General features: G+C 68.3%; 14 protein-coding genes. 6 read left to right on the top strand and 8 right to left on the bottom strand.

The features are described 5' to 3' along the window. Positions 1–33: 33 nt before the first annotated feature. Positions 34–762, bottom strand: coding sequence for an SRPBCC family protein (locus tag BIX52_RS08395; protein WP_075220782.1), 729 nt, complete (start codon positions 760–762; stop codon positions 34–36). A 185-nt stretch (positions 763–947) separates the two neighbouring features. Between BIX52_RS08395 and BIX52_RS08400 the strand changes: the two genes are divergently transcribed. Next, positions 948–1,832: a class I SAM-dependent methyltransferase gene (locus tag BIX52_RS08400; protein WP_108676463.1), complete on the top strand. Its 885-nt coding sequence runs from the start codon at positions 948–950 to the stop codon at positions 1,830–1,832. After that, a complete protein-coding gene (locus BIX52_RS08405; RefSeq protein WP_075220575.1) occupies positions 1,829–2,641 on the top strand; it encodes a TrmH family RNA methyltransferase in 813 nt (270 codons plus the stop codon). The genes BIX52_RS08400 and BIX52_RS08405 overlap by 4 nt, the downstream gene beginning before the upstream one ends. A 6-nt stretch (positions 2,642–2,647) precedes the next feature. Here the strand turns inward: BIX52_RS08405 and BIX52_RS08410 are convergent, their stop codons facing one another. The 3 genes from BIX52_RS08410 to rsmI all read right to left on the bottom strand — a co-directional run bounded on the left by BIX52_RS08410 (position 2,648) and on the right by rsmI (position 5,256). Then, the gene (locus BIX52_RS08410) at positions 2,648–3,406 is read right to left on the bottom strand and encodes an FkbM family methyltransferase (RefSeq protein ID WP_075220576.1); all 759 of its coding nucleotides are present in this window, start codon (positions 3,404–3,406) and stop codon (positions 2,648–2,650) included. A 17-nt stretch (positions 3,407–3,423) separates the two neighbouring features. Then, positions 3,424–4,353, bottom strand: coding sequence for a glutathione synthase (gshB, locus tag BIX52_RS08415; protein WP_075220577.1), 930 nt, complete (start codon positions 4,351–4,353; stop codon positions 3,424–3,426). A gap of 99 nt (positions 4,354–4,452) precedes the next feature. Then, on the bottom strand, positions 4,453–5,256 hold the full coding sequence (gene rsmI / locus BIX52_RS08420; protein WP_245803153.1) for a 16S rRNA (cytidine(1402)-2'-O)-methyltransferase: 804 nt from the start codon (positions 5,254–5,256) through the stop codon (positions 4,453–4,455). Between the two features lie 103 nt (positions 5,257–5,359). On the opposite strand from rsmI, the gene BIX52_RS08425 reads away from it, so the two are divergent. Genes BIX52_RS08425 through BIX52_RS08440 form a run of 4 tightly spaced genes read left to right on the top strand, consistent with a single transcriptional unit; the run spans position 5,360 to position 9,040 of the window. Next, positions 5,360–6,556, top strand: a complete 1,197-nt coding sequence (locus BIX52_RS08425) for a penicillin-binding protein activator (RefSeq protein ID WP_075220579.1) — start codon at positions 5,360–5,362, stop codon at positions 6,554–6,556. A 45-nt stretch (positions 6,557–6,601) separates the two neighbouring features. After that, on the top strand, positions 6,602–7,789 hold the full coding sequence (gene coaBC / locus BIX52_RS08430) for a bifunctional phosphopantothenoylcysteine decarboxylase/phosphopantothenate--cysteine ligase CoaBC (RefSeq protein WP_075220580.1): 1,188 nt from the start codon (positions 6,602–6,604) through the stop codon (positions 7,787–7,789). Between the two features lie 31 nt (positions 7,790–7,820). After that, entirely contained in the window at positions 7,821–8,267 is a 447-nt protein-coding gene (dut, locus tag BIX52_RS08435; protein WP_075220581.1) for a dUTP diphosphatase, read from the top strand. A 2-nt stretch (positions 8,268–8,269) separates the two neighbouring features. After that, entirely contained in the window at positions 8,270–9,040 is a 771-nt protein-coding gene (locus BIX52_RS08440) for a HesA/MoeB/ThiF family protein (protein WP_075220582.1), read from the top strand. 6 nt (positions 9,041–9,046) lie between these two features. Here BIX52_RS08440 and BIX52_RS08445 read toward each other — a convergent pair whose 3' ends face one another. The 4 genes from BIX52_RS08445 to BIX52_RS08455 all read right to left on the bottom strand — a co-directional run bounded on the left by BIX52_RS08445 (position 9,047) and on the right by BIX52_RS08455 (position 13,747). Beyond that, positions 9,047–9,985 carry a bile acid:sodium symporter family protein gene (locus tag BIX52_RS08445; protein ID WP_075220583.1) on the bottom strand — a complete coding sequence of 313 codons (939 nt, stop codon included), beginning with the start codon at positions 9,983–9,985 and terminating at the stop codon, positions 9,047–9,049. A gap of 270 nt (positions 9,986–10,255) precedes the next feature. Then, positions 10,256–11,794: a malonate--CoA ligase gene (locus BIX52_RS08450; protein WP_075220584.1), complete on the bottom strand. Its 1,539-nt coding sequence runs from the start codon at positions 11,792–11,794 to the stop codon at positions 10,256–10,258. Further along, on the bottom strand, positions 11,784–12,431 hold the full coding sequence (locus BIX52_RS22805; protein WP_139312740.1) for a hypothetical protein: 648 nt from the start codon (positions 12,429–12,431) through the stop codon (positions 11,784–11,786). The genes BIX52_RS08450 and BIX52_RS22805 overlap by 11 nt, the downstream gene beginning before the upstream one ends. Next, positions 12,428–13,747, bottom strand: a complete 1,320-nt coding sequence (locus BIX52_RS08455) for a TRAP transporter large permease (protein WP_075220585.1) — start codon at positions 13,745–13,747, stop codon at positions 12,428–12,430. The genes BIX52_RS22805 and BIX52_RS08455 overlap by 4 nt, the downstream gene beginning before the upstream one ends. Positions 13,748–13,751 lie beyond the last annotated feature (4 nt).

Raw genomic sequence — 13,751 nt, forward strand, 5'->3', positions numbered from 1 at the left:
TCCAGGCCAAATGCCCTTTAGCGTTATTACAAGTTAGCTTAGTGCTACCAGAACAAGCATGACGGCGGCAAACGCGATCACGCCCCAAAACCAGGCACCGCCGAAGACGCGGCGGGCCGAGGCCGCCTCGATCCGCTGTTCGATGATGTCTTCCGGCCGCGGCGCCGCGAAGGGTCCGCCCTGCTCCTCCTGAAGCTCGACCAGCCCTTCTTCCACGCGGGTCGGCTCGATCCGGCCTTTCGTGGCATGGATGGTCGCCGGGTCCATCGGCGGCTCGGTCAGCGCCTCGGACCGGGGGATGGCGTAGGGCTGCGGCGCCTCGATCTTCTGGCACAGCACCTCGAAGAAGTCGGCGGCGTACTTTTTGGCGGTATTGTCGACCAGGCGCGAGCCGAGCTGGGCGAGCTTGCCGCCGACCTTGGCGTCCACCACGTAGGCGAGGATCGTCTCGTCCGAGTTGTCAGCGGCCTCGGTCAGGGTTACATCGGCCTTGCCCTTGGCAAAGCCCGCGACGCCGCCCTTGCCTTCGCCCTGGATGGTGTATCGCTCCGGCTCTACGGCGTTCACGATCTCCACGTCGGCATCGAAGGTCGCCTTGACGGGTCCCACCTTGGCCTGAACTTTGGCGACCATCTCGTGGTCGTTCTTCATTTCGAGGCGCTGACAGCCTTTGATGCAGTCCTTCAGGATATCGGGGTCGTGCAGCGCGTCCCACACCACCTTGCGCGGGGCCGGGATGCGGTGTTCGCCGGTCAGTTGCATGTCTTGCTCTCCCATGACCGCCTCACCGGGGGCGGCTGTGCGGCGCCGCGATCCCTGCGGCGGGCGCAGGCGGGCATCGGGCGCGACATTGCCCTGTTCGCGCGCGCCCCTCAACCGCTTCCCCTTCGCCCCTCGCTTCCCCGTCACCCTCCAGCCGGCAAGCCTACAGCCATGAACTTCGCCACATGACGATGCCCGTTCTGATCGCCGACCCCTGGGACGGCTACGCGCTGATCGATTCCGGCGGCGGGCGCAAGCTCGAGCAATATGGCGACGTGCGGCTGGTGCGGCCCGAACCGCAAGCGATGTGGCAACCGGCCGCCCCCGCCGAATGGGACCGCGCCGACACCCGCTTCGAAAGCGCCCGCGACGACGGCGACGACGACGGCCCCGGCCGCTGGAGCGATCCGGTGGGCGACTTCACGGTTCCGGTCGGCCCGGCGCGGATGATCTGCCGCCTCGGCAACAACCACCATCCGGGCCTGTTCCCCGAGCAGAAGCCGCACTGGGACAATGCCGTCGCCGCGCTGAAGGGCTTCGAGGGCGCCGAGGTGCTGAACCTTTTCGGCTATACGGGTGCGGCCTCGCTGATCCTCGCGGCGGCGGGGGCGAAGGTGACGCACATCGACGCCTCCAAGAAGGCGATCGCCTGGGCGCGGGAGAATCAAGAGGCGTCGGGACTGGAGGGCGCGCAGGTGCGCTGGATCTGCGAAGACGCGGCCAAGTTCGTCGCGCGCGAGGTCAGGCGCGGGCGGACCTATCAGGGCATCCTGCTCGACCCGCCGAAGTTCGGGCGCGGGCCGAAGAACGAGGTCTGGAACCTGTTCGACGATCTGCCGCCTCTGATGCGCGATGTCGCCGCCATCACCGCGCCGGACGCGCGCTTCGTCGTCCTCACCGCCTACGCGATCCGCGCCTCCGCGCTTGCGGTCGGGCGCCTGATGGAGGAGGTGATGGCACCGCGCGGCGGCACGGTGGAAGCGGGCGAGCTCGCCTTGCGCGAATCAGCGTCCGGCCGCCTGCTTCCGACATCCATGTTCGCCGTCTGGCGCCCGGAGAATGCACGATGAGCCAGCCCCGCTCAGGCTCGGTCAAACAGGTCTCGTCCACCGCCAACCCGCTGATCAAGGCGGTCAGGGCGCTGCACCAGAGGAAGGCGCGGGCCGAGACGGGCCTGTTCCTCGCCGAAGGGCACAAGCTCATCGTCGACGCGCTGGAGGCCGGGTGGATCCCGACCATGATCGTCGCGCTGGACCCGCCCACCGAGGCCGTCTCCGCGCTCGCCGCCAAGGTGCGCGCGCTGGGGGCCGACGTCGTCTTCGCCACCGCCGCGGTGATGGAGAAGGTGGCGCGGCGGGAGAACCCGCAGACCGTCATCGGCGTGTTCGAGCAGCAGCTCGCCGACCCGAAGGCGATGGGGCCGGGCACCATCGTCGCGCTGGAGGAGCCACGCGACCCCGGCAACGTCGGTACCATCATCCGCACCGCCGACGCGCTGGGCGCCGCGGGCGTGATCCTCATCGGCTCCAGCGCGGACCCGTTCGGCGTGGAGGCCGTGCGCGCCACGATGGGCTCGATCTTCCACATGAAGCTCGCCCGCATGGAGGCGGACGCCTTCCGCGCCTTCGCCGCCTCCCGCAAAGGACCGCTGATCGGCACCCACCTCGCGGGCAGCGTCGACATCCGCACCGTCACGCCGGGCGCCTCCCGCATCCTCCTGATGGGCACCGAGCAGTCGGGCCTGACGGAGCGGATGGCGGCGGCGTGCGACACGCTAGTCCGCATCCCGATGGCGGGAAAGGCCGATTCCTTCAACCTCGCCATCGCCACCGCGATCGGCCTTTACGAGCTGAGGCGCGGCGAGCTGACGGCCGGCTGAGCCGCGTCACGCACCCGCGAAGGCGTAGACGTCGCCCGAATTGGCGTCGTCCGGCAGGTCCGCGACGGCGGCGGCGATGGTTGCGCCATCCACCGGCGCATCAAAGACGAAGGCGTGGCTTTCGCCCAGCGACAGGTTGAAGGCGCCGTAGCCGAGGGCGGCGGCGCGGTCGATCGCGGCGAGGCCGACCTCGCGCTGCACGGTGGTGAACTCGAAGGACAGCGTCGGGATCATGTAGCTGAGCCCGGCGAGAACCTGATCCTCCAGCCCCTCCACGTCGATCTTCACGAAATCCGGCAGACCGTGGCGCGCGATCAGAAGGTCGAGCGTGGTCAGCGGCACGCGGCTCACCTCCTCCCAGCGCTGGCCGGTCCAATCGGCGCTCCCCGCGGCGGCGGCGATCAGCGCGCCGGAGCCGGTCGAGACTGTCGGGTTCTCGGTGTTGATGAGGAGGTCCAGCGTCCCCTCCGCGGCGCCCACCGCGGCGGTGACCACGGTCACGCGCCGGTTGGCGAGGAACATCGTCTTCAAGAATCGGGCGAGCCGGGGCTGCGGCTCCACGGCGACGACGCGCGCGCCGAGCCCGGCGAACACGCGGGTGCGGTCACCCACATGGGCGCCGATGTCGAAGGCGAGGCTGCCCGGGCGCACGAAAGGGCGCACCAGCTCGGTCAGGCCGGCGATGTGGTCCTTGTCGAGGTGGTAGATCCTGACGCTGCGGACGACACCGCGCCAGCCTCGCCAGGCCGTATCCAATCCCGCCATCGTCCCGGCACCAACGTTCAGAGTTTCGCTTCCACAGCATCCCAGTACATTGCTGCAACATTGGGGCCGCCGAGCTTTTCCACCGCGCGAATGCCCGTCGGCGAGGTCACGTTGATTTCGGTCAGCATGCCGTCGATCACGTCGATGCCGGTGAAGAGCAGCCCACGCTCGCGCAAGGCGGGGCCGACGCGCTCGCAGATCTCACGCTCGCGCGGGGAGAGATCGGTGGCCGCCGCCGCACCGCCGCGCACCATGTTGGACCGGATCTGCCCCGCCTGCGGCACACGGTTGACCGCCCCGGCGAACTCGCCGTCGATGAGGATGATGCGCTTGTCGCCCTCGCTCACCCGCGGCAGGAAGCGCTGCACCACGAACGGCTCGCGGTAGGTGAGAGAGAACATCTCGTGCAGCGAGGACAGGTTGGGGTCGTTCGGACCGACCTTGAACACCGCACCGCCGCCATGGCCGTAGAGCGGCTTGATGACGATTTCGCCGAACTCCTTCAGGAAGGCGTCGATCTCCTCGCGCGAACGGGTGATCAGCGTTTCTGGCATCAGGTCGGTGAATTCCAGCACCATGATCTTTTCCGGCGCGTTGCGCACACCGGCGGGGTCGTTGACCACCAGAGCGTCGACGCTCTCCAGAAAATGGGTGGAGGTGATGTAGGCGAGGTCGAAGGGCGGATCCTGGCGCAGCAGGATGACGTCCATCTCGTCGAGGGGCGTGGCGACCTTTTCGCCCAGCGTGGCGTGGTTGCCGCGCTCGTCCCGCACGGTCAGCGTTTCGACGCCCGCGGTGACCTTGCCGCCGCGGAAGGACAGGCGGTCCGGCGTGGTGTGGAACAGCTCATGGCCGCGGCGGGAGGCTTCGAGCAGAAGCGCAAACGTGGAATCCCCGGCGATGTTGATGCCGGCGATAGGGTCCATCTGGACCAGAACCTTGGCCATAGTCGCGCCTCCTCGAGTCTGAACGTCAAATGAGCCGGCGCGGCAAGAAACGCAATGGTTCAGCGCGCACGGCAGATCCGGCGCGCCGACAGGTCGGCGTCAGGACTTCAGCGTGAGGGCGCGCTTGTAGAGGTCCCGCCGGTTGAGGCCGGTGGCCTTGGCGACGTCGGCGGCGGCCGCGCTGACGGGCTGCGTCTGCAGTGCGGCGGCAAGGAGCGCGTCCACCTCCGCTTCGCCGAGCGGCTCGGCCTCGCCCGGCGGGCCGACGAGGATGACGATCTCGCCCTTGGTCTCCGTGGCGCCGTGACGTGCGGCGAGGTCCGGCAGCGGGGCGCGGTCCACGGTCTCGAACCGCTTCGTCAGCTCGCGGCAGACGGCGGCCTCACGCGGGCCGAGGATGGCGGAAAGGTCGGCCAGCGCCTCGCCCAGCCGGTGCGGCGCCTCGAAGAATGCGAGCGTGGCGGGAACGGCCATCACCTCGCGGATGCGGGCCTGCCGCGCCGCCTCCTTGGCGGGGAGGAACCCGGCGAACATCAGGCTGTCGGTCGGCAGGCCCGCGACAGAGGCGGCGGCCATGGGCGCCGCCGGTCCAGGCACCGCATGGACCGGAATACCGGCCTCGCGCGCCTCGACCACCAGCCGGTAGCCGGGGTCGGAGATGAGCGGCGTTCCGGCATCGCTGACCAGCGCCACGGAGCGGCCCTCGGAAAGGTCGGCGATCAGGCGCGGGCGCTGCCGTTCGGCGCCGTGCTCGTCGTAGCGGACGAGGTGAGCCTCGATGCCGAAATGTTGCAGCATGCGGCCGGTGTGGCGGGTGTCCTCGGCGGCGACCATGTCGGCCCCGGCCAGCGTCTTCAGCGCACGCAGGGTAATATCGCCCAGGTTTCCGATCGGTGTCGCCACGATGGAAAGACCTGGGGGTGCGGCCTCAGCGTATAAGGAAACGCCGTCGACCATAAAGGTTCTGCGTGCCACGGTACATCTCAGCTTGAAAGGTCGACGATCAATGGTCAAGGTTGGCGCCGTGCGCAAGACGACGATAAAACACGCCGCGCGGGTCCTGACACTCGCCTCCCTCACCCTGCTGGGCGGCTGCTTCGGCTTCGGCGGGGGTGACGAGCCGACGCCGGACGTCCTCGTGACCCGCCAGGATCTTCCCCCGCAGCAGAATTTCACCACGATCGGCGACGGCAACGTTCCGGTGGCGATGCTGCTGCCCTTGTCCGCCGGGGGCAGCGCGTCGAGCCTCGCCCAATCGTTCAAGAACGCCGCCGACCTCGCTTTGCGGGACGTCGCGACCGACAACATCCGTGTTGAGATCCGTGACACGGCGGGCGAGACGGACGTCGCCAAGCTCGCCGCCGAGCAGGCGATCGGCTCCGGCGCGCAGCTCATCCTCGGCCCGGTCTTCGCCGAGGCGGTGCGCGGCGCGTCCGAGGCGGCGCGCGGTGCGGGCGTCCCGATGATCGCCTTCTCGACCGATGCCGGGGTGGCCGGGCGTGGCACCTATCTCCTGTCCTTCCTGCCCAAGCAGGATGCCGCCCGCATCGTCTCCTATGCGGCGACACAAGGCATGCGCACCTTCGCCGCGCTGGTGCCGAACACCAACTACGGGCTCGTGATGGAGGCCGCCTTCCGCGAGGCGGTGTCCGCGTCCGGCGGACGTGTGACCACCGTGGAGCGCTACGCACCGGGCGAAATCCGCGCCGCTGCCGAGGCGGTGTCCGCACGCGGCGCGGTGCAGGCCGTGTTCGTGCCGAACGGGGGTGACGATCCGTCCATTGCCGCGTCCGCCTTCAGCACGGCCGGGCAGACGCCGAAGCTCCTCGGCAGCGGGCAGTGGGCCAACCGCGCGGTGCTGGCCGCGCCCGGCCTCGTCGGCGCCTGGTATCCGGGACCGGCGCCGGGCGGTTTCGCCGAGTTCTCGCAGAAATATAGCGCCGCCTTCGGGGCCGCCCCGCCGCGCACCGCCTCGCTGGTCTACGACGCGACGCTTCTCGCCAACGGCCTCGTCGGCGCGCGTGGTGCCCAGGCCTTCCGCCCCGCCTCGCTGCAGGCGAGCGACGGCTTCCTCGGCGTCGACGGTATCTTCCGCCTCGACAGGGACGGGCTGTCCGAGCGCGGCCTTGCGGTTTATGAGGTGGCGCCGGGGGGCGAGTCGAACGTGGTGTCCGGCGCGCCGACCCAGTTTTCGCGCTCCTGAGCGGGCGCGTAAACGGGACACACGCGCTGAAGGGCGGACGGGCCGATGGCACGCATTCTCATCGTCATCTCCGGCGGGATCGCGGCCTATAAGGTGCTGGACCTCATCCGCCGCCTGCGCGAGCGCGGCCACGAGACTCCGGTGATCCTCACCGAGGCGGCGACGCGCTTCGTCACCCCGCTGGCGGTGGGCGCACTCTCCAACGCGCCCGTGCTGACCGACCTCTTCGACCTCGACCGCGAGCGCGAGATCGGCCACATCCGCCTCGCCAGAGCGGCCGACCTTGTGCTGGTGGCGCCCGCTTCGGCCGACATCCTGTCGCGCATGGCGGCGGGCCGGGCGGACGATCTCGCCACCGCGGCGCTGCTGGCCACCGGCGCGCCCGTCCTCGCCGCGCCGGCGATGAACCCCTTCATGTGGGCGCATCCGGCGACGCGGCGCAACGCGGCGCAACTGGCGGCGGACGGCGTCCACTTCGTCGGCCCCGAGGCGGGGGAGATGGCCGAGCGCGGTGAGGCGGGCGTCGGACGTCTCGCCTCCAGCGAAGCGCTGCTCGCCGCCGTCGACACGCTGCTGGCACCCGCCGCGCCCGGCCCGCTCACCGGACGCCACGTCATCGTCACCTCCGGGCCGACGCATGAGCCGATCGACCCGGTGCGCTACATCGCCAACCGCTCGTCCGGCAAGCAGGGCCATGCGATCGCCGCAGCGCTCGCCGCCGCCGGGGCGCGGGTGACTTTGGTGTCCGGCCCGGTGACGATCCCGCCGCCGAAGGGGGTCGACCTCGTCGCGGTGGAATCGGCGCGCGACATGCTGGCCGCCGTCACCGCCGCCCTCCCCGCCGACGCCGCGGTGATGGCCGCCGCCGTGGCCGACTTCCGCGTCGACGCCGCACCGCAGAAGATGAAGAAGACCGGCACCGCGCCCGTCCTCACGCTGACCGAGAACCCCGACATCCTCGCCACCGTCGCCAAAAGGGCGGAGCGGCCGGCCCTCGTCGTCGGCTTCGCAGCGGAGACCCAGAACGTCATCGCCTATGCGCGGGACAAGCTGGCGCGCAAAGGCTGCGACTGGATCGTCGCCAACGACGTGTCGGAGGGCGTCTTCGGTGCGGGTGAGAACACCGTGCATCTCGTGACGGCGGACAGCGTGGAAGACTGGCCGCGCCTCAGCAAGGAAGAGGTCGGCACCCGTCTCGTGGCGCGGATCGCCGATGCGCTGAAGGCCCGCTGACGCCGCCCGACTTATGGTGCTAAGTGGCGCCATGATCGACGTTTCATTCATCCGCCTGCCGCACGGCGAAGGTCTGTCGCTCGGCTACCAGAGCGCCGGCGCGGCCGGGATCGACCTCCCCGCCGCCGTCCCCGCGGACGCGCCCTTGGTGCTCGCCCCCTGGACGCGCGCCATGGTGCCGACCGGGTTCGCCATCGCCCTGCCGCAGGGCACCGAGGGACAGGTGCGCCCCCGCTCCGGCCTCGCCGCCAAGCACGGTGTGACGGTGCTCAACACCCCCGGCACCATCGACGCGGACTATCGCGGCGAGATGAAGGTGATCCTCGTCAACCTGTCGGACGCACCGTTCACCGTGGAGCGGGGCGAGCGCATCGCCCAGCTCGTCGTCGCCCCGGTCCTCGCGGTGACGCTGGCCGAGGCGGACGCGCTGGACGAGACCGCCCGCGGCGCCGGCGGCTTCGGCTCCACGGGCCGCTGACGATGGCTTTCTCCCCCGCCGAGATCGAGCGATATGCCCGCCACCTGGTGCTGTCCGACGTCGGCGGGCCGGGGCAACAGAAGCTCAAAGAGGCGACGGTGGCGGTGATCGGCGCGGGCGGTCTCGGCTCGCCGCTGATCGCCTATCTGGCGGCGGCGGGCGTCGGCACCCTGCGCGTGATCGACGACGACGCCGTGTCGCTCTCCAACCTGCAGCGGCAGATCCTGCACGGCACGCCCGACATCGGCCGCCCGAAGGCGGACAGCGCGGCGGACGCCGTCGCGCGGCTGAACCCCGAGGTGCGGGTGGAAACCCACGCCGTGCGCTTCACTGAAGAGACCGCGGCGCTGCTGGAGGGCTGCACCGTGGTCGCCGACGGGTCGGACAACGCCGCCACCCGCTACGCCGTGTCGGACGCGGCCTTCCATGCCCGCGTGCCGCTGGTGACCGCCGCGGTGAACGGGTTCGACGGGCACGTGACCACGCTGACCCCGCACGAGAGCGCGCCGGACGGGACGCCCTGGCCGACCTATCGCTGTCTCTTCCCGGACCCGCCGCCCGATGCCTTGGTGGACACCTGCTCGGCCACCGGCATCCTCGGCGTCGTCACCGGCGTGGTGGGCACGCTGCAGGCGACCGAGGTGCTGAAGCTGATCCTCTCCGTCGGCGAGCCGCTGCGCGGGCGGCTCCTGCTGTTCGACGCGCGCGACATGCGCTTCGACATGATCGGCTACCGCTGGGACCCCGCCAATCCGCTGAACGGGCGCGGCTGACCCGCCTCAGGCGAGGCGGCGCGCGCCGAGCTTCAGCGCCAGAGGCACCAGCAGGATGGGGATCTGCCCCATCGCCACGTAGAGCCACACCGTGTCCGGCAGCGAGGCGCCGGCCACCGCCAGCATCAGCCCCATGTTGCGCTGCGAGCCGACGATGGCGAGCGACGGCGCCGCCTCCGGCCCCATCGGCCGCAACAGGATCCAGGCGGCGAAGAGCAGCCCGAAATTGGTGACGAAGGCGAGCGCGGTGAGGCCGAGGATTCGCCCCGGCTCGGCGATGGCGGTGAAGAGGATGTCGCCGAACACCGACGACACGAAGATGAACATGACGAGGACGTTGAGCCCGTCCATCGCCGAGCGGTTGCGGGCGATCCGCGCCGCGCCGACGAGCCGGCGCATCGCCAGCCCCGCCGCCGCCGACCCCGCGAGCGTCAGCGCCAGTTTCTGCGCCAGCGCCCACGGGGAGATGGCGAGCGGCAGGTCGAGCAGCGCGATGAGGGACGGCGTGAGGATCGGCATCATCGCCCCGCCGAAGACGATGGCGACGAGCGACAGCGTGCCGTCGAGGCCGACCATCATCACCATGCTGGGCGCGGCCATGATGGGCATGGTGATCGTCTGGATCATCAGCGCCAGGAAGATCGCGGGCGCCGCCGCCTGAACGCCGGTGAAGTGCAGCACGGCGTAGGTGATGAGCGGCAGGGCGATCATCGTCCAGCCGACGATGAGGATGGCGGTGCCCGGCCGGGCGAGCGTCGCCTTCAGCCGCGCCGGGTCGATCCGCATGAAGGCCATGATGAGCGACAGGAACACCGCCTCGGTGACGAAGGGGCGGAGCAGGTTGCCGACGGGCGGCAGCAGGAAGGCGATCAGGAGGACGAAGATGAGCGCCACCGGCCCCTGACGGCCGAGCCAGGACAGGGCCGCGAGGGGAAGGCTCAGCATGGCGCTGATCGGCGGGCGGCGGGGCGGACGCGTGCGGCGCGAACCGCACGGCGGAAGGGTCGAGACACGGGAACGGAGACCGGTGAACTGAGGTGGCGAGGGCTGCACAATAGCGCAGCCCAGATGGCATGCAATATCGGTGCCGCCATCGAGCCCGCCGGACGCGGATCGGCGAGGCGGCCCGTTCCGGGGGAGCGATGACGCCAGCGCCGTCTTGCGCGGTCCCCCGCGCGGCGGGCGAGTTGCACCCGCCGCAAAGCCCGTCGCGGTTCAGCCCTTGAAGGCGGCCGCGTGCTTCTCGCGCAGGACGTTCTTCTGCACCTTGCCCATGGTGTTGCGCGGCAGGGCGTCCACGAAGTCGATCAGCTTGGGCTGCTTGAAGCGGGCGAGCTTGTCGGTCAGCGCACTTTCGATCGACGCCGCATCCAGCGAGGCGCCCGCGCGCGGCACGATCACCGCCACCACGCCCTCGCCGAAGTCCGGGTGCGGCACGCCGATGACGGCCGACTCGTCCACCCCCGGCAGCTCGTCGATCACGCTTTCGATCTCCTTCGGGTAGACGTTGAAGCCGCCCGAAATGATGAGGTCCTTGCCGCGCCCGACGATGTGGACATAGCCGTCCTCGTCCACCTTGCCGAGGTCGCCGGTGGTGAACCAGCCGTCCGCCGCCAGCTCCTCGGCGGTCTTCTCCGGCATCCGCCAATAGCCCTGGAACACGTTGGGGCCGCGCACCTGGATCATGCCGATCTCGCCCTGCGGCAGGATCTTCACCTCCTTGGACTCCGGCTCGACGACGCGCAGCTCCACGCCCGGCAGCGGGAAGCCCACCGTCCCCGCACGACGGTCACCGTCATAGGGGTTGGAGGTGTTCATGTTGGTCTCGGTCATGCCGTACCGTTCCAGGATCGCCTTGCCGGTGATCTCGCGGAAGCGGTCGTGCGTCTCGGCCAGAAGGGGTGCGGAGCCGGACACGAAGAGGCGCATGGACTTTGACGCTTCGCCCAGCCCCGGCTCGGCGATCAGGCGCACGTAGAAGGTCGGCACACCCATCAGCGAGGTGGCGCGCGGCATCAGCGCGATGGCTTCCTTAGCGTCGAACTTCGGCAGGAAGATCATCGACGCGCCGGCGATGAGCGTGACGTTGGTCGCCACGAACAGGCCGTGCGTGTGGTAGATCGGCAGGGCGTGGATGAGGACGTCGTCCTTGGTGAAGCCCCAGTGGCCGACCAGCGTCTCAGAGTTCGACGCGAGGTTGGCGTGGCTGAGCATCGCCCCCTTGGACCGCCCTGTGGTGCCGGAGGTGTAGAGGATCGCGGCCAGATCGTCCGGCCCGCGCGGCACGTCCGTTTCCATGGTCAGCGCATCGGACACGCCGGCGAGGAAGGTCCCCGCGTCGTTGTCGGCCGCGTTCCAGACGCCGAGCGTCTCCAGCTTGGCGCCGACCTTCTCCGCGATCGGGCGGATGGCGGCCTCGTCCTTCGGGTCGCACACCACCAATGCCGGTTCCGCGTCGCCGACGAAGTAGGCGACTTCCGCGGCGGTGTAGGCGGTGTTGAGCGGCAGGAAGATCGCGCCCGCCCGCACCACGGCGAGGTAGAGCATCAAGGCTTCGATGGATTTGGGAACCTGCACGGCCACGCGGTCGCCGGGCTTCACGCCGAGTTCCATGAGCCGCACGGCGAAGCGGCCCGAGACGTCGCGCACGTCGCCATAGGTGTAGTGCCGGGTCGGCGTGCCGGGGATCTCGGCGAAGGGTGCAGCGTCGTCCTTGCCGGCGAGCAGCGCGTTGATGAGATAGTTAGCCGTCATTTTCGTCTTTTTTCTCAGCCGTAGTTTCATCTGGAGAAGGGAGCAGTAGGCGCTCTGCGAAATCCAGTAGGCTCGTTTCTTTTGCGCTTCGCTGAACGATGCCTAAATATTGAGCCAATTTCGAAATCTGCTTCATAATTGGTTCAAAGGCTGTCCCTAAGGCAGAAGCCGTTCCTGCTACTCTAATAAATTTTTCATTGATCCGGTCCCAACGGATATTATCGTGCATTATTTCTGCCTGCAGGGAAATTATTTTCTCAATAACCAAACTCTTTTTTTCTTCAGAAGCCGAGCTGACCTCTATCAGCCTTCTAATCTTTTCGAGCAAAGAAATAATTTTCTCTTTATCTGAAGGTGAAATGACTTTATCATCTCTGGTCATGGATTTTTGTATTTTGAGTCTCTCACAGGCAAGTATTATTCTATCAAAAGTCGCTGTGAACCCATCTCCCATATCAACATAATCAGGTAAATCTGTAATTTCTAAATTCAAAACGCTTGATGCTTGCTTTAATTTAACAAGCAATATCGTCACATTTGCTTTATTTACTGACGGTATCGCATCAATATATGCGTCAGCCAGGTACAAAAATGCCAATTCTGGATCTGATGGCAAATCATCGTACAACAAGTTCATAGGGCAGGTCCCATGAGGAGATTGGGAAGGCCGGTCGCAAGTCCCGGGAAGATCGACAGGATCACGATCGCGAGGATCATGCATAGGACATAAGGGAGCGATCCGAGAAGAATCGTCTTCAAGGGTATGTCCGGTGCGATCCCGTTGATGACGTAGAGGTTGAGGCCGACCGGGGGCGAGATGAGGCCGATCTCCATGTTGATGGTGAGGATCACGGCGAACCAGTAGGGATCGAAGCCGGAGGCGACGACGATGGGGAGGAGGATCGGCGCCGTCATCAGGATGACCGCGACCGGCGGCAGGAAGAACCCGGCCACCAGAAGGAAGACGTTGATCGCCGCCATGATGACCCAGCGGTTGGCGTCCAGCTCCTGGATCCACCCGGCGATCGCCTGGGTGACGAAGAGGTTCGACATCATGAAGGCGAAGACGCCCGCCGCGCCGATGATGAAGAGGATCATCACGCTTTCGCGGGTGGAATCGCGCAGGACCGTCCAGAGATCCGTGGGGTTCCACAGCCGGTAGATGACGACGGCGACGAGGATGCAGAGGAGCGCGCCCACCGCGGCCGTTTCGGACGGTGTCGCCACGCCGCCATAGAGCGCGTAGAGCACGCCGACGATGATGGCGAGGAACGGAAGCACGCGCGGCAGCATCTCCGCCCGCTCGGCCCAGGTGTAGCGCGTTGCCGAAAGTGCCACGCCCGCCGCGCCCTGCCGCCAGGTCGAGAAGATCGACCAGATCATGAAGAGGACGACGAGCAGCAGCCCTGGCACCACGCCGGCCAGGAACAGACGGCCGATCGAGGTCTCGGTGGAGATGCCGTAGACGATCATCGTGACCGACGGCGGGATGAGGATGCCGAGCGTTCCGCCCGCCGCGATGGAACCCGCCGCCACGGAGGAGGGGTAGCCGCGCTTTCGCATCTCGGGGATGCCCATCTTGCCGATGGCGGCGCAGGTGGCGGGCGAGGAGCCGGACATCGCCGCGAACAGCGCGCAGGCGCCGAGATTGGAGACGACGAGGCCGCCCGGAACGCGCGTCAGCCAGCGGTCGAGCGCTTCGTAGAGGTCGGCGCCGGCGCGGGTGGAGGCGATCGACGCGCCCATGATGATGAACATGGGCAGCGAGAGGAGCGCGAAATCGTCGAGGTTGGCGAAAAAGATCTCCGGCAGAAGCTCCAGCGAGCGCGGGCCGTCGAACACGAGCAGGAACAGCGCCGAGACGACGAGCAGGCCGACCGCCACGGAGATGCCGGAGAAGAGCACGACCACGGTCGCGAGCCCGATGAGGGCGCCGAGAGTGAGCGGATCCATCAGG

The organism is Acuticoccus yangtzensis (genome assembly GCF_001927245.1).
GTDB classification, from domain to species: Bacteria; Pseudomonadota; Alphaproteobacteria; order Rhizobiales; family Amorphaceae; genus Acuticoccus; species Acuticoccus yangtzensis.